Source organism: Photorhabdus tasmaniensis, from assembly GCF_011189505.1.
Classification (GTDB): Bacteria; Pseudomonadota; Gammaproteobacteria; order Enterobacterales; family Enterobacteriaceae; genus Photorhabdus; species Photorhabdus tasmaniensis.
This window is the reverse complement of record NZ_PUJU01000012.1, coordinates 97,799-121,416: the sequence shown is the minus strand read 5'-3', so window position 1 is coordinate 121,416 and position 23,618 is coordinate 97,799. Positions and strand designations below refer to the sequence as shown.

Sequence of the window (23,618 nt, the reverse complement as noted above, 5' to 3'; positions counted from 1 at the left end):
GTGCTAAACTACTTATTACAGGCGGGAGATACCGCTGATCCAGAGGGTTTTATCCGGCGACTGGCAGAACAGTCCCCGAAGTATGAGGAGGTACTGATGACAATAGCGCAGAAACTGGAGCAGAAGGCGCACCAGAAAGGATTTATTGAAGGGCGTCAAGAAGGGCGTCAAGAAGGACGTCAGGAGGGGCGTCAGGAAGGACTCCAGGAAGGATTGCATAAAGGCGAAAAACAGGGGATCCTGAAAATCGCGTGTGCGATGATCGATATGGGTATCGACCATGAAACGATAATGAAAACTACCGGGTTGAGCCGGAACGAACTTGAGCAAATACGCCACTAACTCGTGCTGAGAGTTTCTAATCAACCTCAGCTTCGTTTAAAAATAGCGATATCATTATCCTGTAAATTCAAGCTCGGTTTTTTAGGTTGGAATGTATAAGCAATAAGGCCTGCGGCAATTTCCAGCAGAAAACTGAGCTGACTACGATGTTTTGAATGCGCTATCTGAGAAATATTTTTGAGCGGGTTAATGACCGTTTCTATCAAAAAGTGCCGTCTTAACATCAACCTATCCCAGAGCGATAATGCTTTGGCTTTCATGTTACTGCGAACATGCGTGATTAACGTAACGTCTTCCGCATCCAACTCATCGCATAAAGCCTGTGATAAATACCCTTTATCGCCATTGCCAGCACTTTGACAGGGTGACGATCATCCTTGTTTCCTGCGGTTAATTTCACGGCCAAAAGTTCACCACAATCATTGATAATCAGATGAAGTTTTACGCCGAGGTGTGCTTGCCCGTGGAAAAGCGGAAGCGAAAATGTTGTCGGCATTATCAGTAACGGTATCTCCTGAATTTCGCGGGAAGAATTTACCGGCATTGCTTATTGGTGGTTTAAAGCAAGTTGCCATTAACGCCGGGTTTAAAGGGCTAGTTGTTCCAATCAGACCAACGTTAAAGAAGAACTATCCATTACAGGATTTTGCACAATACTGTAAATGGAAAAATGACAACAATGAACCGTTTGATCCGTGGATTCGGATGCATTGGCGGTTGGGAGTGAGAATTGTTCAACCTGCCATGCATTCAATGTATAAGGTTATTACATTGAACCCAACTTATGGATGTTTTACTGCCTGAATGATTAATCTATTAACCGTTCAGGATGAGTATAAACCGTCGCCCTGCCGGGTTTGCAGAAACCAACCAATGTCAGATTACATCGATCAGCGACTTCCACTGCCAGTGAAGTCGCTGCTGAAACAGCAAACAAAATTTCAACGCCACAGGTAGCAGATTTTTGTACCATTTCATAACTGGCGCGGCTAGATACCAGAACCGCACCTTGTTGCCAGCCTGTTTTTGCTTTCATTCCCAGTATTTTGTCCAGCGCAACGTGACGACCTACATCTTCGCAGCCACCTAATAACTCACCTTCCGGATTGATCCAACCAGCCGCGTGAGTACAGCCCGTCATTGCACCAATATCCTGAATATTGGTCAATTGAGAGAGAGCATAGTCAAGATGGCTTAATGAAAAGGTTTGCGTGAAAGGCAATGGGATAATCGGGCGGAAAATATCAGAAAGTTGTTCCGTACCGCAGATCCCGCACCCCGTCCGTCCTGCCATATTGCGCCTGCGCTCTTTCAACCCAGCAAAGCGGCGGCTGGAAAGCTCTATTTGCAGCTCAATTCCGCCACGACAATTGATGAGAATATCAATGCCACGAATTTCTTGTTGAGATTCAATAATGCCTTCAGAAAGTGAGAACCCAACAGCGAAATATTCGAGATCTTTAGGGCTGGCCATCATTACGACATGTGAGATACCGTTGTAGACTAAAACCACTGGAATTTCTTCTGCAACCCAATCCGCTTTTAGTGTGTTGAGATGATGCTTTTGTTGCACATTTGTTTTTTTTGCACCCTTAATCACATCAAATTGTAACAACTTCCCTGATCTTGTGTTATGCATATGCATTAGACGAAATACCTAATAGTGTTGTTACATAATAATTATGTGGAAAAAAGAGTCTATACTATTTATCAGGCAATGAATCTGATCCCGCTATGGAAAGTGATTAATAAATAGAGAACACATTCAAGATTTTTCCCGTGAGGGAATGGACAGTTGTTTAAGACAATGTGAGTGAGGAGATTCCCATGCAAGTCAGCAGAAGGCAGTTCTTTAAGATCTGCGCTGGCGGTATGGCGGGTACGACGGTGGCAGCGTTGGGCTTTGTTCCAACCACAGCTCTTGCACAAACACGTAACTATAAACTATTGCGTGCGCGTGAGACCCGAAATACCTGTACGTACTGCTCTGTCGGTTGTGGACTGTTGATGTACAGCCTTGGCGATGGCGCAAAAAATGCGAAAGAAAGTATTTTCCATATTGAGGGTGATCCTGATCATCCGGTGAATCGAGGCGCACTTTGCCCTAAAGGAGCGGGTCTGATTGACTTTATCCACAGCGAAAGTCGTCTGAAATATCCAGAATACCGTGCTGCTGGTTCTGACAAATGGCAACGCATCTCTTGGGATGAGGCATTTGATCGCATCGCTAAGTTAATGAAAGCCGATCGTGATGCCAATTTTGTTAAAACCAACAAAGAGGGTGTCACCGTCAACCGGTGGCTGACAACGGGGATGCTATGTGCGTCGGCTTCCAGTAATGAAACAGGTTATTTGACTCAAAAATTTAGTCGCGCTCTCGGTATGCTTGCCGTAGACAACCAGGCGCGTGTCTGACACGGACCAACGGTAGCAAGTCTTGCTCCAACATTTGGTCGCGGTGCGATGACCAACCACTGGGTTGATATTAAGAACGCGAATCTGATTGTCGTGATGGGAGGTAATGCAGCTGAAGCTCATCCGGTAGGATTCCGCTGGGCAATGGAAGCAAAAATCCATAATAACGCTAGGTTAATCGTGATCGATCCACGTTTTACCCGTACAGCATCTGTAGCGGATTTCTATACACCAATTCGTTCCGGTACCGATATTGCTTTCTTGTCAGGTGTGATTTTATACCTGTTAACCAACAATAAGATTAATCACGAATATGTTGAGGCGTACACCAACGCCAGTCTTATCGTGCGTGAAGATTACTCGTTCGATGATGGTTTATTCAGTGGTTATGATGCAGAAAACCGTAAATATGACAAAACCAGTTGGAACTATGCACTGGATGAAAATGGTTTTGCCAAACGTGATATCACACTAAGCCATCCTCGCTGTGTATGGAACCTGTTAAAAGAGCACGTTAGCCGCTATACGCCCGATGTCGTCAGCGATATTTGTGGTACACCAAAGGATGATTTCCTGAAAGTCTGTGAATATATTGCAGAGACTTGCGTTAAAGACAAAACCGCGTCCTTCCTGTATGCACTGGGTTGGACTCAACACTCAGTAGGTGCACAGAACATCCGTACTATGGCAATGATCCAATTGCTGTTAGGCAACATGGGGATGGCGGGGGGTGGTGTTAACGCATTGCGTGGTCACTCGAATATTCAGGGATTGACTGATTTGGGGCTGTTGTCGCAGAGCTTGCCGGGATATCTGACACTGCCGTCAGAAGAACAAACCGATCTGCAAACTTACCTACAGGCAAATACACCGAAACCTCTGTTGCCAGGTCAGGTTAACTACTGGGGTAATTACCCGAAATTCTTTGTCAGCCTGATGAAGAGTTTCTACGGTGATAACGCCTGTCAGGATAACGATTGGGGTTTTGACTGGTTGCCTAAGTGGGACAAAAGTTATGACGTCCTGCAATTTTTCGAAATGATGTCGAAAGGTGAGGTGAATGGCTATATTTGCCAGGGCTTTAACCCGGTTGCTTCATTCCCGGATAAAAACAAAGTGGTTGATGCCCTGTCGAAGCTGAAATTCCTGATCACTATCGACCCGCTTAATACTGAAACGTCAACTTTCTGGCAGAACCACGGTGAATTTAACGAAGTTGATTCATCCAAAATTCAGACAGAAGTTTTCCGCTTGCCGTGCTGTTGTTTCGCAGAAGAAAACGGTTCAATTGTTAATTCTGGCCGCTGGTTGCAATGGCATTGGAAAGGGGCTGATGCTCCGGGAGAAGCTATTGGTGATGCTGAAATTCTTTCTGGTATCTTCAAACGTATGCGGGATATGTATCGTGCAGAAGGAGGAATATTACCCGAGCAGGTACTGAATATGACTTGGAATTACTTCAACCCGGATAGCCCTACATCGGAAGAGGTGGCTCAGGAGAGTAATGGCCGGGCTTTGGTTGATCTGACTGATGCTGATGGCAACATTATGGTGAAGCAAGGTCAGCAATTGACCTCTTTTGCTCAATTACGTGATGACGGCACGACCGCCAGTGGTTGTTGGATCTTTGCTGGCAGTTGGACGCCGGAAGGCAACCAGATGGCTCGTCGAGATAACTCTGATCCGTCAGGTTTGGGTAATACGCTGGGGTGGGCTTGGGCGTGGCCGTTAAACCGTCGTATTTTATATAACCGTGCATCGGCTGATCCGCAGGGTAAACCGTGGGATGCGAAACGTCAGTTATTGGCGTGGAGTGGGGCTAAGTGGCATGGGGCTGATATTCCTGATTACAGTGTGGCTGCACCGGAAACCGATGTGGGTCCGTTTATCATGCAGCCGGAAGGCATGGGACGTCTGTTTGCGATTGATAAGATGGCGGAAGGGCCGTTCCCTGAACACTACGAACCCTTTGAAACGCCGTTGGGTACCAATCCGTTGCATCCGAATGTGGTATCCAATCCGGCTGCCCGTGTGTTCAAAAGTGACTTTGAAGCTATGGGTAAGGCAGATAAATTCCCCTACGTGGGAACCACTTACCGCCTGACTGAACATTTTCACTACTGGACAAAACATGCATTACTGAACTCGATTATCCAGCCTGAGCAGTTTGTGGAAATCGGTGAAAAACTGGCTGAGAAGAAAGGCATCAAACACGGTGATACTGTCAAAGTCAGTTCAAACCGTGGCTACATTAAGGCGAAAGCGGTCGTCACCAAACGTATTCGGACTCTGCATGTGCACGGACGTGAAGTGGATACTATCGGTATTCCCATTCATTGGGGTTTTGAAGGTGTGGCTAAAAAAGGCTTTATTGCTAATACGCTGACACCTTTTGTTGGTGATGCAAACACACAAACGCCTGAATTCAAAGCGTTCTTGGTTAACGTGGAAAAGGTGTAAGGGGGAAAAATTATGTCATTGCAAACTCAAGACATCATTCATCGCTCTGCCACCCACTCCTTCACTCCTGCACCACGGGTGCGGGATGACTAGGAAGAGGTTGCGAAGCTGATTGATGTAACAACGTGTATTGGTTGTAAAGCCTGTCAGGTGGCCTGTTCCGAATGGAACGATATCCGTGATGAAATCGGTTATAACGTGGGTGCTTATGACAACCCGGCTGATTTAACCGCTAAATCATGGACCGTAATGTGCTTTTCTGAAGTTGAAGAGAATGGCAAGCTGGAGTGGCTTATCCGTAAGGATGGTTGTATGCACTGTGCTGATCCGGGTTGCTTGCAAGCATGTCCGGCGGAAGGTGCGATCATCCAGTATGCAAATGGGATTGTTGATTTTCAGTCGGAACACTGTATCGGCTGTGGTTACTGTATTGCCGGTTGTCCGTTCAATGTGCCGTGGATTAACAAAGAAGACAACCGGGTATACAAATGTACTTTGTGTGTTGACCGTGTTGGTGAGTTGAAAGGCTGTGGTTATGAGAATGCGGGCTTGTACGATCCGGAAGGGGCTGGGGGTACTCACGTTATGTATGTGTTGCGCCATGCTAATAAACCACAATTATATCATGGTCTACCTGATAATCCTTCCATTAGCCCGACAGTGACTTTCTGGAAAGGTATTTGGAAGCCTCTGGCCGCAGTGGGGTTTGCGGCGACATTCACCGGTTGAGTGGGTAAACCACTGGGCGGTAGAACTCTGTTTTCTGTTTACCGCCATCAGCGGATTGGGATTCTTTTTCCCCTCTTTTCACTGGCTGATGAATATTTTCGGTACACCTCAGTTGTCACGGATCCTGCATCCGTTTGCCGGCTCAGTGATGTTTGTTTTGTTTATCTTTATGTTCTTCAGATATTTCAAACATAACTTTATCGACAAAGACGACATTATATGGCTGAGAAATATTCGTAAAGTTTTGTGAAATGAAGAAGTCGGTGATATCGGTCAATATAACCTGGGTCAGAAAGGTGTCTATTGGCCTATTAGTGTTTGTCTGATATTGCTGGCCGTCAGTGGTATTATTATCTGGTGCCCCTATTTTGCTGATTTTTTCTCTATCCCGGTGATCCGTATTGCTCTTCTGGTCCATTCTATGTCAGCCATTGGTTTGATCCTGACTATTCTTGTTCATGCTTATGCGGCATTTTGGGTGAAAGGTTCTGTTCGGGCGATGGTTGAAGGTTGGGTGACTCGCGGCTGGGCGAAGAAGCATCATCCACGTTGGTATCGTGAAGTGGTGAAACAGGAGCGACAGGAAGATAAACGCTGATATGTAATAATTAGGTAGCTATGTCCTGCCTATTATTGATTAAATTTGAGCAGTACAGGATTTTATTAAATATTAAAATAAAAATGGCATCAAATATTTCGATACCATTTCTTATATATCCAGTTCTTAAAAACGCAATATCCATATGATTATCTTTAAAGGTGTCCTGACTGGCTGATAACTTATTTTACACCCAGCTAGATAATTGGTGAAATCTCATGATTATTTATAATTTATTTTATTCCTAGTTGGATAATTGAAGATGATTCATCTATATCTTTAGTATCCTGAATAACAAGCCCGGCTTGGTTAGCCAAATATTCTAATTCATTTAAGAAACGTTCTTTTCCTGAAAATAATACATCCATTAATATGTCTAAAGATATAATCATACTGGATTGTGGCTTTTTCATGTAGTTTATCAATAGGACAGTTGCACCGTTGTCTATCGCCTTTCGGCAATTTTCTAAAATTAATATTGCGTCATTATCAGACCAATCATGGATAATATTCTTTAAAATATATAAATCATAACCTGATGGAACTGACTTTAGAAAATCTCCGTTTATGAAGTCTATATTTTCTGAAACAGGAGTTTCATTATATCTGTCCAATACAGCATAGTGTTTTCCTTTTACTTTTTCTCTGATTTTTATTAAAAGATTTCCCTCTCCACCTCCAACGTCTAATATTTTGTTGTATTGACTAAAATTATAAATATCAAGTAACTTTTCAACTATTCTGTCTGAGGTTTTTGACATTGCCGAGTCAAAAACTGATCTGACTAATTGATTGTTATCAAAATATTCAAAGAATGGTCTTCCATGTGCTATTTCAAATGCCGATTTTCCATCATTTTCAAGTAAGGATTTTGGGTACATTGACCAAACGTTCCAGCAATCTGGGCTGAGTTCCCACTTTATAAATAATGATTCCATACTTTCAGGATCAGCAAGTGCATGGCACTCATCAGAAAGTGAAACTTTATCGTTGTTGCTCGTTAATACCCCTATTTCGATTAAGAAATCACATAATCGGCTAAGGCGAGAATGATCAATACCAGATTTATGAGAAAGTTCGCTGATATCGACATAGGCCCCATCTTTAAAGTGGACCGATAATCCTGTATCAACAAAAGCATAAATTGCAGCTGATTTTCTATATGATGTAATAAGTTCGACTAGCATTGAGTTATCCTTTATGTCTTTATATTATAAAGAAATGACGTGTTCTATCTAAAGTCCAGGAAGTGCCATTATGACTGATTGGATATTTTCACTAAAATGTAATTATTAGCTTTGTTATTTTTTTCTAGTGATATAGTGAAGATTTAATTCTCCTTACTTTATAATTGTTCAACTCAATTTGGTCACGTGTTTGAGTTAGATTATCTTAAATCTGATAAAAATAAATGATGAAGATCACAATTGGCAGAACATAACCCGATCGCTGAATATTATTTTAATACGTATATGTCACGTTGATATAAAATGAAAATTGGCATCGAAGATTATGATGCCAATTTATATATGAATTTCTTAGTAATGCAATATCCATATAATCATCTTTGGAAGTAATCCGTAACTACCTATAATTTATTTCACTTTTAGTTCAATAAGTGAAAATGTTTCATCTATATCTTTACTATCTTTAATGGTGAGTCCTGCTTGATTAGCCAGATATTCAACTTCAGTCAAATAACGCTCTTTCGATAAAAATAGCATATCCATTAATATGCTCATAGAGTTAGCTATTGGGGATTGTGGTTTTTTCATCATGTTTATTATTGCGATAGTTGCATTATCATCCATTGCTTTTCGGCAATTATTTAAAATTGATATTACGTCATTATCAGACCAATTATGGATGATATTCATTAAGATATATAGATCATAACTTGAGGGAATTGATTTCATAAAATCTCCATTTATGAAATCTATATCTTCTGAAACAGGAAGTTCATTATATCTGTCCAATACAGCATAATATTTTCCTTTTCCTTTCATTTTTTCATTAATGCTTTTCAGAAGGTGTCCTCTTGCACCGCCAACATCTAATATTCTGTTATATTTATTAAAATCATAAACATCAAGCAAGTTTTTAATTAATGTATTGGAGTTTTTTGTCATTAGAGCATCGAAACCTGCTCTGAGTGGTTTATTATTGCTAAGATGTTCGAAGAGTGTCTTTCCATATACCATTTCAAATGCTGATTTACCATTATTTTCAAGTAAAGATTTTGAATACATTACCCAAGAGTTCCAATGCTCTTGGTTAGTTTCATATTTTATCATTAATGACTCTAGACTTTCAGGGTCGGTAAGTGCTCTGCATTCATCAGAAAGTGTTATTCCGTGATTGTTGCTAACCAATACTCCTATTTCAATTAAGTAATCACATAATTGATTAAGGCGAGAAGTGTCAATGCCAGATTTATGGGAAAGCTCGTCTATATCTACGCAGGCCCCATTTTTAAAGTGATCAGATAATCCTGTATCAACAAAAGCGTAAATTGCGGCTGTTTTTCTATGCGATGTAATCAGGTTGATTAGCATTGAGTTATCCTTTATGTGATTATTTTATAAATAAGGTATTTTATCTAAAATCCAGGAAATATCATTATGACTAATTAGATATCTTTGGAACATATTTTAACCAAAATGTAATTATTAACTTTGCTATTTTTTCCTTATTAGGTAATGAGGTTCTAATTCGGTTTGCTTCCCAATTGGTTAACTCAATTTGATTGATCATGGTTAATTTATCCAATATCAAGGGAGCATAATATTTGGGATGTCAGAATTACATAAACAGAGCAGTAAATCAACGATGTATTATTAAAGTATTGCATCTGTCACCTTAATTACTCATTTTTAGGAATTAATTATTAACTAAAGATTATGTTAAATAGAATAAAAATAAATGACGAAGATCACAATTAACTATTTTTGTTTTTACAATCAAATGGAAGGAAATAACATAGTGGGATATTTTTTTATAGATTAATTTATGGAAAAAATTAATAATTATAAAACCTGAAAAATTATAGGTGTTTTTTGAATATATTGGTTGCTGTTGAGTACACAACTTTCTATATCATTACCTAAATTTTTACTGTAATTTCCTAATCCTATCTGTGGCTCAGAGCCCGCTTTTGATCTATGCTGAGGTTAAAAACAGGCTTAAGATTATTATTAGCCTAAAAGCCGCAAAGCAGATAACAGGAAGATAAAGCTTAATGAGTATTCGCATCGTTCCTAAAGAACAATTGAGCAAAGATCGTACCAACGAAAAAGCAGCAGATTATATCCCGCCACTGCTTTTTGCTAATCTGAAAAATCTCTATCAGCGCCGGGCTGAACGTCTACAACAATTGGCAGAAGATAACCCATTTGCTGACTATCTTAACTTTGCAGCAGAAGTTGCTCAGGCTCAACAAAAAGTGCTGCATGACAATCCATTGAAAATAGAGATAGTGGGTATTCTGGAAAAATCTGCCGCTGAAGGCAAACCACCTCTGGATTGCAAAACATTTCCACGCACTAAACATTGGCAGAAACTGTTTCACTCTCTGATAGCAGAATTACTGCCGGATGCACCGGAACACGTCAGTGTCGCTCTGGATAATCTGGGAAAAGCGTCAGAGCAGGAGCTGGAACAGATAGCTGATGCTTTGCTGAAAAATGAATTCAGTAAAGTCAGTCCTGAAAAATCACTCTTTATCTGGGCCGCCCTTTCCCTGTATTGGGCACAAATGGCAAATCAAATTCCAGGAAAGGCGAGGGCAGAATATGGTGAGCATCGTCAATTTTGTCCGGTTTGCAGCAGTATTCCCGTCGCCAGTGTCGTTCAGATTGGCACAACCAACGGGCTGCGTTACCTGCATTGCAGCTTGTGTGAAAGTGAATGGCATATGGTACGGGTGAAATGCAGTAACTGTGAACAGACTCGCGATCTGAATTATTGGTCATTAAAGAGTGAGCAAGCCGCAGTGAAAGCGGAAAGTTGCGGTGATTGCGGCAGTTATCTGAAAATCCTCTATCAGGAAAAGGATCCAAAAGTTGAGGCTATTGCTGATGATCTGGCTTCGCTGATCCTTGATGCCAAAATGGAAGAGGAAGGTTTTGCCCGCAGTAGCATCAACCCGTTCTTGTTCCCAAATGAGTAAGTGTTAATTGACGGAATTGCCATGACACAAAAACCGTGCCCGCTATACAGCCAGATCCCTGCCATTGATCGCCTGTTGCATGAGCCACAGATAGCACCGTTTGTGGAACAATATGGACAAACGTTAATCACTGCGACATTAAGAAGAATGCAGGAGCAGGCCAGAATAAACATCAAGCAGTATCAGGAATTGCCTGATTGGTGTGATAACTGGGCTGCGGCACTTGGTCAGCGGCTGGAGCGGAAGCAAGCTTTGGCTTTAAAGCCGGTGTTTAATCTTAGTGGCACAGTGCTTCATACCAATCTTGGCCGGGCATTATTGGCCGAACCGGTTATTGAAGCGGTAACACAAGTGATGCGTTCACCGGTAACGTTAGAATATTCTCTCAATGGCGCAGGGCGTGGGCACCGTGATCGCGCTTTGGCGAATTTACTGTGTGAATTAACGGGGTCGGAAGATGCCTGTATCGTTAATAACAATGCAGCGGCTGTGTTGTTATTGTTGGCAACGGTGGCGTCAGGTAAGCAAGTTGTCGTTTCCCGTGGTGAGTTGGTGGAAATTGGTGGCGCATTCCGTATTCCTGATGTGATGGTTCAGGCAGGGTGCCAATTGGTTGAAGTTGGTACGACTAACCGTACTCACCTGAGAGATTATCAGCAAGCTATCAACGAAGAGACCGCCCTTCTGATGAAGGTGCATACCAGTAATTACAGCATCGAAGGTTTTACTGCGGAAGTGTCTGGTAGTGAATTGGCTACTTTGGGGGTGAAATCTCAAATTCCTACAGCAATTGATCTGGGTAGTGGCTCCATGATTAATATGGCGCAATATGGGTTGCCGGCTGAACCTATGCCTCGGGACTATCTGGATCAAGGCATCGATTTGGTTACTTTCTCTGGTGATAAATTACTGGGGGGGCCACAGGCTGGAATTATTCTTGGTAAAAAACAATGGATAGAAGCTATTCAGCGTCATCCACTGAAACGTGCTTTGCGGGCAGACAAAATGACTTTAGCAGCTCTGGAAGCGACTTTACGGTTGTATCAGCGCCCTGAACAACTCTGCCAGCAGTTGCCAACGTTGCGTTTGTTAACCCGCCAACAGCAAGAAATGCATGATATGGCACAACAGCTATTGCCTGAGATTCAGGCATATTATGGTGACCGATTTATGGTTCGTAGTGAGCCATGTTATTCACAGATTGGCAGTGGCTCACTGCCGGTTGATCGACTGCCTAGTTGGGCTTTAACGTTCGCTGCCGCTGATGGTCAAGGGAGAACACTAGAACAGCTGGCCCGCAGTTGGCGTGGACTGGCGAAACCCGTTATTGGCCGTATCTCTGGAGGGCGCTTGTGGCTCGATTTACGTTGTCTTGAAGATGGAAAGGCATTGTTGCAGGCACTATTACTATAATCTTCTGGAACTACCATAATTTTCTGAAACTACTATGATTTTTGCCACAGCAGGTCATGTTGACCATGGTAAAACCACACTGATTCAAGCTATTACCGGCGTTAATACGGCACATTTGCCTGAAGAGAAAAAACGGGGTATGACCATCGATCTGGGTTATGCCTATTGGCCGCAGTTGGATGGATCTTCAATTGGTTTTGTGGATGTGCCCGGACATGAGAAATTCCTCGCTAATATGCTGGCAGGGGTCGGTGGTATCGATCATGTTTTGTTAGTGGTCGCCTGTGACGATGGGGTAATGGCTCAGACGAGAGAACATTTAGTCATTCTGCGTTTAATTGGCTGCCCGATGGTGATCGTTGTGCTCACTAAAGCAGATCGGGTGGAACCGCAACGGATAATTGACGTTCGCCAACAGATTGAATATGAACTGGTAACTCAAGGTTGGATGGGTTCCCCTCTATTTGTCACGGCTGCTGCTGAGGAAGAAAGAGTTGTCCCTCTGAGGCAACATCTGTTGCAGTTACATCAGCAAAATCAGCAGCATGAAAAATTACATCAGCGTTTTCGTTTGGCGATTGATCGTGCTTTCAGTGTAAAAGGCGTGGGTTTGGTGGTGACGGGCACGGCATTAGCCGGCCAGGTTAGTGTAGGAGATATCCTCTGGCTGACCGGCAGTGATGAACAAGTCAGAGTGCGTGGCTTGCACGCTCAGAATCAACAGACAAGTACGGCTCAGGCCGGGCAGCGTATTGCACTAAATATCATCGGTGATGTGAGTAAAGAACAGGTTTCCCGCGGTGACTGGCTACTTTCCCAAAAGCCTTTTGAAAATGTGGAGAGGGTACTGGTGGAAGTGGAAACTGATGAACCTTTGCAAAATTGGCAATCTCTTCATATTCATCATGCCACCAGCCATATAACGGGTCGGATTTCATTACTGAATCAGCTGTCTGATACGCCTCGGTTGGCTGAATTGGTGCTTGACAGCCCATTATGGTTGGTTGAGCATGACCGGCTGATATTGCGCGATATCAGTGCCAGAAAAACACTTGCCGGGGCACGGGTGATAAGCCTCAATTCTCCCCGCCGAGGTAAGCGCCAGCCAGAATTTTTGCATTGGCTCACCCTGCTTGCCAAAACATCGGACCATGCGACTAACTTAACGCTCCATTTGCTACGAGGTGCACTTTCTCTTAGCCATTTTTCCTGGGCACGCCAGTTAACGGAAGCGGATCTCCATCAGTTACTGGCTGATATGGATGTGATTATTGCCGATGGTATGGTGTTATCACAGAGCAATGCCAGATTGGCGGAACAGAAATTGTTACAGGTTTTGGCTGAATATCATCAACAACATGCTGATCAACTGGGTTTGGGAAGGGCGCGCCTGAAACGGATGGCTTTGCCAACGCTGAATGAAGCGCTGGTTTATACTCTGATAAATCTCTTGCTCAGGGATGGGCAATTAAAACAGTCACATGGTTGGTTATATCTTCCTGAGCATGGTTTGGCTTTTAGTGATGAACAGGCAAAACTGTGGCAACGAGTAGCCCCCTATTTTACAGATGATCCCTGGTGGGTACGTGACTTGGCTGCTGATTTAAAGGAAGAAGAGGCGACAATTCGCAGTTTGTTGAAAAAATCAGCTCAATTGGGACATATTACAGCTATTGTTCCGGATCGCTATTATTGTAGCCAACGGATTCAGCAGTTCGCGGAACTTATCCGCAAGTTTAATCAAAATCATGGTGCGATTACTGCCGCCGACTTTCGTGATGAATTAGGTATTGGTCGTAAATTAGCTATTCAGATCCTGGAATTCTTTGATCACAGTGGTTTTACCCGTCGTCAGGCTGAATCACATATTCTTAGGGATAATGGGCTATTCTGATAATCTTTTTGTTTAAAATATGGGCAATTTCGGCAGAATTACAGTTTTGTTTCTGTTGATTTAACCAGCTTGTGTTATTTTTGCTAACTGTTATCGGCGTGAGCTTTCTATTAACGGGATTTAGTACGATATGAAAAGAAAGATAATATCGGGTATTTATCTGGGATTATTGTTTATTGCAACTTTAATACTGGTTTTTGAAAAAAGTGAAGATATTTACCCGGCACTGATAGCTGTCGGTGTGTTTGGTGTGATATTTGGTCTGGTGTTTTTTGTGTCAGCCCGGTTACTGTTTTCTGCCGCCTTTACCGGAACACTATTTATTATTTTTAAATTCCTTAATCAGATAAAGGTTCATTACTACAAAGAACAGCTGATGTTCTCTGACCTTAACCTGATGTTTGATCCTTCTAATCAGGAAACATTGCGACACTATTGGCTGGCTGGCCTGGGAGTTGTCGCTATGTTTATCTGGTTGATGTTTAATATGACTCTGAGCTGGAAAAAATCATCACCTTTACGTGGCTTCAAATGGCGTACTGCCAGCCTGGTGCTGGTTGCGTTCTGTACATGGGAAGTGAGCGCTACTGCCAACGCGTTTAGAGATCAATGGGAATCTTCACTGCCAAAAGGGCGTGGTACAGTGACCAATATGGTGATGTCAGCTAAAGATGCCAAACATCGTGTGCCTCAGTTTGGGCAATCATCTGATTATTTCCTGCAACAGGCTAAGAATGTCACGCTGCCTGTGCCTCAGTCAGAAATCAAACCCGATGTGGTGTTGTTATTGCAGGAGTCTACTGTTACTCCGCATATCTATCAGCTGCCTGATAATGCCCATCTGCCGGATCTTTATATGTTCCAGCGGGATCCCGGGGTCAGCGCACAAAGTCCAATGCGGGTACAAACTTTCGGTGGGGGTACTTGGTTATCTGAATTCTCTGCCCTGACGGGTTTGAATACCGATGATTTTGGCTCACGCAAAAATGCTGTTTTTTATTTTATCGTTGATCACCTGAAATATAGCCTGTTCCGAGAGATGAAACAGAATGGCTATTACACTGTTGTTCTGACACCATTTAATAAATCCTCCTATCATTCTGGTCATGCTTATCAGACGCTGGGTGTTGACCGTATTATCCAGCCGCAGGAGCTAGGATATCCCGCGAGTCCTGATGAAAATCTGTGGACCATCTCTACACAAGAGATGTTGAGTTATGTGAAAGAAATTCTGGCACAGGAAACCGATAAGCCGTTGTTTATTTTCTCACTGACTATGTATGAACACGGCCCATATGATGAAGATCATTCAGATGATTACGGACTTTCCGGGCATGTGAAAAATTCACAAGCTGTTGGTAAGTTCAGTCACTATATGGAGAAAATCAAGGCTTCTGACCCGGCAATTAAAGATTTCAGTGAGTTTGTTGCTAAACGGGAAAAGCCGACCATTTTTCTCTACTTTGGCGATCATCAACCCAACCTCGAACTGGGTCAGTACAATAGCGTATTTTCAAATCCGGGTTATATCACTCAGTTCACTATGCGGGATAACCTAAAACAAGACCCTGTTCAGACTGATGAACTGACAGATATTTCATTCCTTGGTGGAATGATTATGGAGAGAGCTAAACTGGATGCTTCACCTTTTTACCGGGCGAATATGACGATGCGCCACCTTTGTCGGGGGGCGCTGGATGATTGTCAGGATAAAGCGTTGGTGGATAGTTACAAACACTATATCTATCAGCAATTGGAAGTGGCAGGTAAAAAGCAAGCCGTAAAATAATAAGTGAGCGGGTGCCATATAAATATGGCGCTTGCTGCACTTCAGATGCAGGTAAACACTCTCCAACTTTCTGCTACTGCTTTGCCATTTCACTCTCAATCATTTATTGCGACAGAATATGGCAGGGAAAATCACTTTTCTTATCGGGCTGTTAGCATATCCAGTCAATAAAATCATTTTATCCAATTGATAATAATGGAAATTTATTATATTCGATGTGCGTTAGTATTGACCAATAGATTTAGGATCAGCGGGACTCGTCGTTTCTGCTTATTGAGGCTTATGTCAGACGTGTCAGGGGAGAGCAACAACGGATGAAGTAGTCAGTCTGGTCCGATCTGGCAGGGAGCAGTCACATTGATATCACATAATTATACAGGCCGACTTTTATTGAAGCTGATTGATGTTAAGGTATAAATATTTCTTATGCATTTTATTCGGATATTAAGGATGACTAAACCCGTCTCAGATACCACTCCAGGTTATTTCTATGGTTATGGTCAGGCAATTGGTGATGCAACAGGTATGTCTTCTGAACGATGGATTTTGTAATAAGTGGCTGCATTTTGGCTGAATAAGCTGAAAGAACTTTATGACTTTATTGGTGCCGGAATGGTCATCATGGAGTCTGTTCCTTGTGCTCTGGTCATGGTGGATTTAGTTGATGGTCATTCGGTTCGGTGTGTGATTTTTTGCGCCAACCTCGGGGGAGATGCGGATGCCATCGGTACCATGGCCGGGGCCATTTCTGGGAAGCGATCTTTATCTACTGTAAATAGGATTATCAACAGTGGATTTATTGATGGTCTGTTGATGTGGATCCCAGTTCTGGATTATTTGCCTCTTTCTTTGTCAGTCTGATGGAATTGTGGCTTATATTTGACCAGTAAAAGGAGGGACTAATGGGGGGGTTACTGCCGATTACCGTAATTGGTGCTGCCGCAGGAGATATTGTTCTTAGCTTACCAAAGCTTCCTCGCAGTGGTGAAGATCAGGAAGCCAAAGAGATTGATCAACAGATCGGCGGTTCAGGTTTTAATGTTGCCCGGGCTTTGGCTCGCCTGCAAATCCCTGTGGTTAATGGTATACCCGTTGGTAACGGATATTGGGGTAAGCGGATAACTAAAGAGATGCAGGATCTTGGGCTTGGGGTCACATTAACCAACTCATCGCTTGATAATGGCTGGTGTCTGGCAATGGTCGAACCGGATGGTGAGCGAAGTTTTGTCTCTGTTAGTGGTTGTGAAGTTGACTGGAGTTCGGCGATGCTCTCGGCTATTGCTTTGCCGGAAAGGGGGTATATCTACTCCAGTGGTTATGTTATGGCGAGTAAAACAACGGCGATTTTGTGTGACTGGTTATTGGCGTCACCACCTGGGCAGACATTATTGTTGGATTTTGGTCCCCGTTTACCCAATATAGATTCTGCTTTCATTGATGCATTGCCTGTTGGCCGAACCATTTTGACACTGAATCGTGATGAAATGACGATGTTGTGTGGAGAAGGTGATCCTGTCGCTCAGGCCAGCCATTATTCCAGTAAAAGAAAAATCACTATTATCTGTCGATTAGGTTCACAGGGTACATGGATATGTTTGCCTGATCGTAACCCAGAACATGTTGCTGCCTATAAAGTGAAAGTGGTGGATACCATCGGTGCTGGTGATGCTCATAGTAGTGGCATGCTTGCTGGTTTATCACAGGGAATGTCGCTAAAAAATGCTGTTGAACTGGGTAATCGTGTTGCTGCCGTTGTTGTCAGTCGTTCTGGTGCTGCGGGTGCGCCAACCACAAAAGAACTAAAAGAATTTGTGTTTGAGTAATCATTAATTAAACACAAGGGATTCAGGTTTAAAAGGGTGTGATTAAAATGAATGCATTACATGCGGGTTGGAAACGAAAAACAACGCTATTTTTATTAGCTGAGACAATTTCTCTGCTGGGTTCTTCTATTGTCCAGTTCTCGATCATTTGGTATATCACCTTAAATACTTCATCAGGAGAAATGCTGGCTATTGCGGTACTTTGTGCCTTTCTTCCACAGGTATTAATCTCTTTATTTGCTGGTGTTTGGGCTGATACTTACAACCGTAAGTTGCTCTGTATTGCCTCTGATGCGCTGATTGCATTAGTGACTCTTGGTCTGGCGATCTCTTTTATGTTTGGGTTTAAGAGTATTGAGCTGCTATTTGTGGCACTGATTATCCGCTCATTTGGTACGGGCATTCAAGCTCCGGCGGCTAGTGCTATCATTCCACAACTGGTCCCGAAAGAGAAACTGTTGCGGGTTAATGGTCTTAATACTTCTCTGAGTTCACTGACGATGTTGGCTTCTCCGGCCATTAGTGGTTTTTTGTATTCTCAGACTTCGATTGAAAATATTCTTTTAGTGGATGTTGTTACGGCTGCTATTGGGATCGGTATTATTACATTTATTCCTATTGCCAAAATAGCTTCTGATTCCATACCGGGTGATAAATTTCAGGCGATGCTAGCGGGTTTTCGCTATCTGCAAGAGAATAAGATAATCAGAAATATTTTGATTTTCCTGATTTGTTTTTGCTTCCTGATTAGTCCGGCTACTTTTTTGACCCCTCTATTGGTTAACCGGACATTTGGTGAAGATTCATGGCTTTTAGCTGTTAACGAAATGACCTTTAGTGCTGGAGCATTGTTAGGTGGATTGCTGATTTCTTTTTGGAGTGAATATAAAAATAAACTGCGTATAACGGGAATAGCTTGCACACTGTTTGGTATATTTGTGATTGCTCTTGGCAATGCATATTGGTTTCCGCTGTATCTGGCATTAAACGTCTCTTTGGGCGCTATAACACCTTGTTTTAACGCACCAATGATCTCTGTTATACAGGAAAAAGTCGAACCGGAGATGATGGGGCGAGTATTCAGTCTGGTTCAAATTGCTGTGTCCTGTTCTCTGCCGTTAGGTATGGTGATATTTGGTCCAATTGCTGACTATATTAATATTCAACTCCTTTTAATGATATCCGGTGTATTGATATTACTGACTGGCGGGATATTTTTTATGTTTAACGGGGAAGAGAACAGAGAAAGTAGCAGAGCAGTTTAATAAAGCTGGTATTGCCAAAGACATCGTGTTCATGGTTTGCTTTGTGCAATACTCGGTATTTGTTTGAAGAGAAAAAAATGGAAAACACAGATAATCATTCGCAGTTTATTATCTATCAAACCGAAGATGGGGAAACCCGATTGGACGTTCGTTTTCAGGATGAAACAGTTTGGCTGACGCAAGCATTGATGGCGGGGTTGTTTCAGACAAGTCCGGAAAATGTGCAAATGCATTTAAAACATATATTTACAGAAGGAGAACTTGAGAAAAATTCAACAACTAAGGATTTCTTAGTTGTTCGAAAAGAAGGATGAAGGAGAGTCAGAAGAAGTCTTAAACATTATAATCTGGATGCTATTATCTCAGTTGGTTATCGGGTACAGAGCCATACGGCAACGCGTTTTCGTCAATGGGCAACCCGTCATTTGCGGGAATATATTGTCAAAGGCTTTGTGCTGGATGATGAACGTCTGAAAAACCCGGACCAGCCATTTGATTACTTTGACGAACTGGCATGGTACTAAAGTTCGTAAAAGTGATGTAGTGAATGCTAAAAACTATCTGACAGAAGAAGAGTTACAAGCATTGAATAATCTAATAGAGCAATATCTGGTATTTGCGGAAGGACAGGCCATGCGTCGAATTCCTATGCATATGGCTGATTGGGTGAAGAAGTTAGATGGATTTTTAACATTGAATGATCGGGATGTGCTTAATCATGCTGGTAAAATATCGCATCTAATTATTCCGGGTGAATATTGCTAGTTATACGATAAGCACAACGCCGTGAATCGGTGAGCATATACTCTACTCGTTCTACCTGAGCTTGAAGTATATCCTGAAATACATTCAGTTCAGCGCGGCAAAAACCTTGGCATACCTTAGCGGCAGAGCAAATTGGGCAATGGTTTTCTATCAGCAAAATGGTGCCATCTTCTGTATGTGACCATTGAGCCATGTAACCTTCATGGCATCTTATGGCAACCAGACGTTCGACGCGTTCTTGCAGATTGGTTGTTCCATTCATTGCCTGCTTGTAATTAATACGGGTTTCCTGCTCGCGGGTATCAATCAACAAATCTATCGCTTTCTCACCTAACTGCTTACGAATAGTGTTTAGTAATTGCACTGTCAGTTCAGCATGAGCATCCGGGAAATGAGCATGACCTGCGGCTGTCAGATGCCAACGTTGTATTGGACGACCAACGCCTTGTGCTTCTGCGGCAGCTTCTATTAATCCTTCTTTAGCTAACTTCACAAACTGTTGCCGGGCGGCTTCTCCTGTTGTGCCCAGTATTTTTCCGGCGTCAGAAGCTTGCTGAGGACCACGGGTCTTCAATAGCATCAGTAACCTTTCACCCACGGATTGTGTGGAAATTGTGCTATTTTCAAAGCTTTTCCTTGACATATTGCTTCGCCTCGCCTTAATTTATTCCAAGCTAATTCTTGTTTAATTTAACGTAAGACTTAGATTAACTCAACGCTAATTCAGGATAACGACTGTGATAACAACCGATGAAAGCCACTGGAGCGATTTGTTCTCCGGTAAAAATGCGGCCAGTGCTCTGGCTCTATCGCTGGGAGTTGCGTTACATGCGATTAATATCTTAATTGCTACCACTATCTTACCTTCGGTTGTGCAGGACATTGGTGGCTTGAACCTTTATGCCTGGAATACAACGCTGTTTGTGGTCGCTTCTATTATTGGTTCGGTACTGTCTGCACGCCTGCTTAGCTCACAGGGGGCACGTAATGCTTATCTGGTTGCAGCAATATTCTTCTTCTTTGGTAGTTTGTTGTGCGCGTCTGCTCCAACGATGGAAATGATGCTTATCGGACGGACAGTTCAGGGCTTTGGTGGTGGGTTACTGTTTGCACTTTCCTATGCCATGATCAATCTGGTATTTGAACAGGCGCTTTGGCCACGGGCAATGGCACTGACATCCGGTATGTGGGGCATTGCGACGTTGGTTGGTCCTGCTGTGGGTGGTATCTTTGCTGAGATAAATGCATGGCGTTATGCCTTTGGTATCATGCTGCCAATAATGCTGTTGTATGCGGTTTTCACTTACTTAATTTTGCCAAAAGGCAAACCTCAGGATCAGAATAAAGCAGCGTTGCCATTGGTGCAGTTAGTTTTATTAGCGGGAGCAGTATTGATAGTTTCTGCTGGTAGTGTATCTGACAGTGTGAAGCTGAATTTTGCAGGGATTATGCTGGCATTAGTCTTGATAATATTACTAATTTGCTATGAACGTCGTGCAGTGATACGTCTGTTGCCTCATGGTGCATTACATTTAGGTTCACCTCATGCGGTGCTGTTTGCCACGATTTCATTATTGGTGATTGGCATGACCAGTGAAGTATTTATCCCGTATTTCCTGCAAATATTGCATGGTCAGTCACCGCTGGCTTCCGGTTATATGGCTGCGGCAATGGCAGCAGGCTGGACAGTCGCTGAGATAATCAGCGCGGGTTGGCGTGGAGCAGGTATGCGTCGGGCAATTGTCAGTGGGCCGATATTGGTACTGATAGGTATGCTGATTCTGTCATCGATATTATCACAGCCCTCGGCTGGACATTGGCAAGTGATGATTCCCATTGTGATTGCCCTGACTTTGGTGGGATTTGGTATTGGCTTTGGCTGGCCGCATTTGTTAACTCGCATCTTACAAGTATCGTCGGATGCCGATAAAGATATCGCAGGCGCTTCAATTACAACGGTACAGTTATTTGCCACTGCTTTTGGTGCAGCATTGGCGGGTATGGTAGTGAACCTTTCTGGATTGAATGATCCCGGTGGTGTGGCAGGTGCCGCTTCTGCCGCACACTGGTTGTTCCTGCTATTTGCTATCGCGCCGTTATTGGCGCTGTTTACTGCGTGGAGATCGGCGAAGATTAGGGCTGTCAGCGCAGGTATTGCAACGAAAGCGATTAGCCGTTGCTAATAGGGGTCATAAGAAGCCCCGGCTAGAGTCACTTGTGATGTAGTGGTGGGAGCAAGCTGGAGCTTTTTGAGTTGGCTTTCTAATGTCGCGATTAGGTAGCTACTGAACTTTTCTTTTGCTAAGGTGCGTTCAAATACATTGCTTGGTAAAAAGCGTTTCATTTCGTTCATAAACGCATTACTGGCAATCACAATTGGTAAGGATTGAATGCGTTGTTCTAGCAAGTTTGCAAAGTCAGCGAGTTTGTAATCAGCAACTTTTTGTCTAACTAAGTCAACATCTGGTTTTGCACCTGATTGATGTTTTGGAAAGATAACAATTCTTATTGTATGCGATATCTTATGTGATGCCGATCACGAAATCATAAAAAAATTCCAACTGATTGATTTCCAAATTTAATATCACAATACACTGGAGGTAATTTACATTCTGGAAGCTGGGCACGAGGAGACCTAATGCCTACCACTAATACTAGTGCGATTGCATCATGGCTTGGATATAAATCCCAAGAATATCGACTTGTACAGCGTCTGTTGGAAGCGGATAACAACAGTTATCTGGGATTTGAAATACTAGATGATGTTGAAGAACATTCAGGAGACTTGCTAACCCTTGAGCAAGATAAAGTTTCGGTTACAAACCGTAATATCGTTGCGAATCAGAGTAAGGATCTTTGGAAGACTCTTTCAAATTGGGTCGATCTGATTAGAGAGGGCCGTATTGATCCGTAGATTATATAAAACAAAAAAGCCATTATTTACAATGGCTTTTTTATCCGGGTAAGACTCTGTGAGACGACTAGAGATCGCTTGGAATATTACTCAATATTCTGAATCTGCTCCCGCATCTGCTCAATCAGCACCTTCAATTCAATAGCGGAATTGGTGATATCGGCATTAATAGATTTGGATGCCAGAGTGTTAGACTCACGGTTGAATTCCTGCATCATAAAATCCAGTCGGCGGCCGACGGCCTCTTTTTTCTTCAGGATATTGTGGGTTTCTTTAACATGGGCGTCGAGGCGATCTAATTCTTCCGCCACATCAAGGCGTTGAGCCAGCAGGACCAGCTCCTGTTCAAGACGGTTATTTTCGAGCTGTACCTGAGCTTCTTCCAGTTTAGTTTGCAGGCGTTCCCGCTGCCATTGCATGATTTCAGGCATTTGCTGGCGAATTTTACTGACTTCTTCGGTGACAGCGTCCAGACGCTGTTCAATCATGGTCTTAAGTGCAGTACCTTCGGTTTCTCGGCTTTGAATAAAAGCATCCAGTGTTTTCTCCAGCTCTTCCAGCAGTTGGGTACTGATAGCATCCAAATCCTGCTCTTCCGCTGCCATGACACCTGGCCAGCGGAGGATATCAACAGGATTGATTTTACCTTCATTACTCTGTTGTTTAACCCAATTCGCCGCATTGACCAGCTGTTTCGCTAAAGTTTCATTTAGAATGAGTTCGCCTTGAGTGCGTGAGTCCAGTTCGAAACGTAGGTTGCACTCAACTTTTCCGCGAGTCAGACGGGAACGAATGCGTTCACGGATCACCGGTTCCAAGCTTCTGAATTGTTCTGGCAGGCGGATATAAGTCTCTAAATAACGCTGATTAACGGAGCGCAGTTCCCAAGCCGCATTGCCCCATTCATTTTTGATATCTCGCCGTGCAAAAGCAGTCATACTACGAATCATGATTCGTTCTCATTCAAATAAAAGATTAAGGGATTATAACGCTCGTTGTAGATGCAGGATAGGCATTAGCCCTGTTAGGCCGTATAATGCGCG

20 protein-coding genes and 4 pseudogenes are annotated in these 23,618 nt (G+C 43.0%); 17 read left to right on the top strand and 7 right to left on the bottom strand.

Going from position 1 to position 23,618, the window contains the following annotated elements; genetic code table 11:
* A pseudogene (locus tag C5471_RS07935) lies at positions 1–342 on the top strand (ISNCY family transposase); the annotation flags it as partial.
* Positions 343–368: 26 nt separating this feature from the next.
* Here C5471_RS07935 and C5471_RS07930 read toward each other — a convergent pair.
* Positions 369–790 (bottom strand): annotated as a pseudogene (locus C5471_RS07930) (transposase); the annotation flags it as partial.
* 35 nt (positions 791–825) lie between these two features.
* Here C5471_RS07930 and C5471_RS07920 point away from each other — a divergent pair.
* The gene (locus tag C5471_RS07920; protein WP_207627253.1) at positions 826–1,146 is read left to right on the top strand and encodes a hypothetical protein; all 321 of its coding nucleotides are present in this window, start codon (positions 826–828) and stop codon (positions 1,144–1,146) included.
* Between the two features lie 4 nt (positions 1,147–1,150).
* Here C5471_RS07920 and fdhD read toward each other — a convergent pair whose 3' ends face one another.
* Entirely contained in the window at positions 1,151–1,981 is an 831-nt protein-coding gene (gene fdhD / locus C5471_RS07915; protein WP_133814267.1) for a formate dehydrogenase accessory sulfurtransferase FdhD, read from the bottom strand.
* Positions 1,982–2,169: 188 nt separating this feature from the next.
* Between fdhD and fdnG the strand changes: the two genes are divergently transcribed.
* The 3 genes and pseudogenes from fdnG to fdoI all read left to right on the top strand — a co-directional run bounded on the left by fdnG (position 2,170) and on the right by fdoI (position 6,544).
* Positions 2,170–5,217: a formate dehydrogenase-N subunit alpha gene (gene fdnG, locus C5471_RS07910; protein ID WP_133814084.1), complete on the top strand. Its 3,048-nt coding sequence runs from the start codon at positions 2,170–2,172 to the stop codon at positions 5,215–5,217.
* A 12-nt stretch (positions 5,218–5,229) separates the two neighbouring features.
* Positions 5,230–5,946 (top strand): annotated as a pseudogene (locus tag C5471_RS07905) (4Fe-4S dicluster domain-containing protein).
* A pseudogene (gene fdoI, locus C5471_RS07900) lies at positions 5,924–6,544 on the top strand (formate dehydrogenase cytochrome b556 subunit). The pseudogenes C5471_RS07905 and fdoI overlap by 23 nt, the downstream one beginning before the upstream one ends.
* Positions 6,545–6,777: 233 nt before the next feature.
* On the opposite strand, the gene C5471_RS07895 reads toward fdoI, so the two are convergent.
* Positions 6,778–7,731: a methyltransferase gene (locus tag C5471_RS07895; protein WP_133814083.1), complete on the bottom strand. Its 954-nt coding sequence runs from the start codon at positions 7,729–7,731 to the stop codon at positions 6,778–6,780.
* 408 nt (positions 7,732–8,139) lie between these two features.
* Positions 8,140–9,099: a methyltransferase gene (locus C5471_RS07890; RefSeq protein WP_133814082.1), complete on the bottom strand. Its 960-nt coding sequence runs from the start codon at positions 9,097–9,099 to the stop codon at positions 8,140–8,142.
* Between the two features lie 683 nt (positions 9,100–9,782).
* Here C5471_RS07890 and fdhE point away from each other — a divergent pair.
* The 10 genes from fdhE (at position 9,783) to rhuM (C5471_RS23920) (ending at position 19,661) form a co-directional block, all read left to right on the top strand.
* Positions 9,783–10,712, top strand: a complete 930-nt coding sequence (gene fdhE / locus C5471_RS07885; RefSeq protein WP_133814081.1) for a formate dehydrogenase accessory protein FdhE — start codon at positions 9,783–9,785, stop codon at positions 10,710–10,712.
* Between the two features lie 21 nt (positions 10,713–10,733).
* A complete protein-coding gene (gene selA / locus C5471_RS07880; protein WP_133814080.1) occupies positions 10,734–12,125 on the top strand; it encodes an L-seryl-tRNA(Sec) selenium transferase in 1,392 nt (463 codons plus the stop codon).
* Between the two features lie 34 nt (positions 12,126–12,159).
* Entirely contained in the window at positions 12,160–14,019 is a 1,860-nt protein-coding gene (gene selB, locus C5471_RS07875) for a selenocysteine-specific translation elongation factor (protein ID WP_133814079.1), read from the top strand.
* A 130-nt stretch (positions 14,020–14,149) separates the two neighbouring features.
* On the top strand, positions 14,150–15,808 hold the full coding sequence (locus C5471_RS07870; RefSeq protein ID WP_133814078.1) for an LTA synthase family protein: 1,659 nt from the start codon (positions 14,150–14,152) through the stop codon (positions 15,806–15,808).
* 555 nt (positions 15,809–16,363) lie between these two features.
* Positions 16,364–16,669: an ADP-ribosylglycohydrolase family protein gene (locus tag C5471_RS07865; RefSeq protein ID WP_339959250.1), complete on the top strand. Its 306-nt coding sequence runs from the start codon at positions 16,364–16,366 to the stop codon at positions 16,667–16,669.
* 41 nt (positions 16,670–16,710) lie between these two features.
* A complete protein-coding gene (locus tag C5471_RS07860) occupies positions 16,711–17,631 on the top strand; it encodes a PfkB family carbohydrate kinase (RefSeq protein WP_133814077.1) in 921 nt (306 codons plus the stop codon).
* Between the two features lie 47 nt (positions 17,632–17,678).
* A complete protein-coding gene (locus C5471_RS07855; RefSeq protein ID WP_133814076.1) occupies positions 17,679–18,896 on the top strand; it encodes an MFS transporter in 1,218 nt (405 codons plus the stop codon).
* Between the two features lie 77 nt (positions 18,897–18,973).
* Complete coding sequence (locus tag C5471_RS23930; protein ID WP_207627252.1) at positions 18,974–19,210, top strand: virulence RhuM family protein; 237 nt, start codon at positions 18,974–18,976, stop codon at positions 19,208–19,210.
* A gap of 33 nt (positions 19,211–19,243) precedes the next feature.
* On the top strand, positions 19,244–19,420 hold the full coding sequence (rhuM, locus tag C5471_RS25265) for a RhuM family protein (RefSeq protein ID WP_207627255.1): 177 nt from the start codon (positions 19,244–19,246) through the stop codon (positions 19,418–19,420).
* Positions 19,389–19,661 (top strand): RhuM family protein, encoded by a 273-nt coding sequence (gene rhuM, locus C5471_RS23920; RefSeq protein ID WP_207627251.1) that lies wholly within the window; start codon positions 19,389–19,391, stop codon positions 19,659–19,661. The genes rhuM (C5471_RS25265) and rhuM (C5471_RS23920) overlap by 32 nt, the downstream gene beginning before the upstream one ends.
* Here rhuM (C5471_RS23920) and C5471_RS07845 read toward each other — a convergent pair.
* The gene (locus tag C5471_RS07845; RefSeq protein ID WP_133814075.1) at positions 19,639–20,304 is read right to left on the bottom strand and encodes a helix-turn-helix transcriptional regulator; all 666 of its coding nucleotides are present in this window, start codon (positions 20,302–20,304) and stop codon (positions 19,639–19,641) included. The genes rhuM (C5471_RS23920) and C5471_RS07845 overlap by 23 nt on opposite strands.
* Before the next feature lie 94 nt (positions 20,305–20,398).
* Between C5471_RS07845 and C5471_RS07840 the strand changes: the two genes are divergently transcribed.
* Positions 20,399–21,844, top strand: a complete 1,446-nt coding sequence (locus C5471_RS07840) for an MFS transporter (RefSeq protein WP_133814074.1) — start codon at positions 20,399–20,401, stop codon at positions 21,842–21,844.
* Here the strand turns inward: C5471_RS07840 and C5471_RS07835 are convergent.
* On the bottom strand, positions 21,841–22,068 hold the full coding sequence (locus C5471_RS07835; protein WP_133814073.1) for a hypothetical protein: 228 nt from the start codon (positions 22,066–22,068) through the stop codon (positions 21,841–21,843). The two genes, C5471_RS07840 and C5471_RS07835, sit on opposite strands and share 4 nt — an antisense overlap.
* Positions 22,069–22,299: 231 nt before the next feature.
* Between C5471_RS07835 and C5471_RS07830 the strand changes: the two genes are divergently transcribed.
* The gene (locus C5471_RS07830) at positions 22,300–22,575 is read left to right on the top strand and encodes a hypothetical protein (protein ID WP_207627250.1); all 276 of its coding nucleotides are present in this window, start codon (positions 22,300–22,302) and stop codon (positions 22,573–22,575) included.
* An 86-nt stretch (positions 22,576–22,661) separates the two neighbouring features.
* On the opposite strand, the gene C5471_RS07825 is transcribed toward C5471_RS07830, so the two are convergent.
* A complete protein-coding gene (locus tag C5471_RS07825) occupies positions 22,662–23,525 on the bottom strand; it encodes a YicC/YloC family endoribonuclease (protein ID WP_133814072.1) in 864 nt (287 codons plus the stop codon).
* Positions 23,526–23,618: the final 93 nt, after the last annotated feature.

Excerpts from the sequence above, each read along its gene's own strand:
- C5471_RS07920 (WP_207627253.1), top strand. The coding sequence starts at position 826 with ATGTTGTCGGCATTATCAGTAACGGTATCTCCTGAATTTCGCGGGAAG.
- fdhD (WP_133814267.1), bottom strand. The coding sequence starts at position 1,981 with ATGCATAACACAAGATCAGGGAAGTTGTTACAATTTGATGTGATTAAG.
- C5471_RS07895 (WP_133814083.1), bottom strand. The coding sequence starts at position 7,731 with ATGCTAGTCGAACTTATTACATCATATAGAAAATCAGCTGCAATTTAT.
- C5471_RS07890 (WP_133814082.1), bottom strand. The coding sequence starts at position 9,099 with ATGCTAATCAACCTGATTACATCGCATAGAAAAACAGCCGCAATTTAC.
- fdhE (WP_133814081.1), top strand. The coding sequence starts at position 9,783 with ATGAGTATTCGCATCGTTCCTAAAGAACAATTGAGCAAAGATCGTACC.
- selA (WP_133814080.1), top strand. The coding sequence starts at position 10,734 with ATGACACAAAAACCGTGCCCGCTATACAGCCAGATCCCTGCCATTGAT.
- selB (WP_133814079.1), top strand. The coding sequence starts at position 12,160 with ATGATTTTTGCCACAGCAGGTCATGTTGACCATGGTAAAACCACACTG.
- C5471_RS07870 (WP_133814078.1), top strand. The coding sequence starts at position 14,150 with ATGAAAAGAAAGATAATATCGGGTATTTATCTGGGATTATTGTTTATT.
- C5471_RS07860 (WP_133814077.1), top strand. The coding sequence starts at position 16,711 with ATGGGGGGGTTACTGCCGATTACCGTAATTGGTGCTGCCGCAGGAGAT.
- C5471_RS07855 (WP_133814076.1), top strand. The coding sequence starts at position 17,679 with ATGAATGCATTACATGCGGGTTGGAAACGAAAAACAACGCTATTTTTA.
- C5471_RS23930 (WP_207627252.1), top strand. The coding sequence starts at position 18,974 with ATGGAAAACACAGATAATCATTCGCAGTTTATTATCTATCAAACCGAA.
- C5471_RS07845 (WP_133814075.1), bottom strand. The coding sequence starts at position 20,304 with ATGTCAAGGAAAAGCTTTGAAAATAGCACAATTTCCACACAATCCGTG.
- C5471_RS07830 (WP_207627250.1), top strand. The coding sequence starts at position 22,300 with ATGCCTACCACTAATACTAGTGCGATTGCATCATGGCTTGGATATAAA.
- C5471_RS07825 (WP_133814072.1), bottom strand. The coding sequence starts at position 23,525 with ATGATTCGTAGTATGACTGCTTTTGCACGGCGAGATATCAAAAATGAA.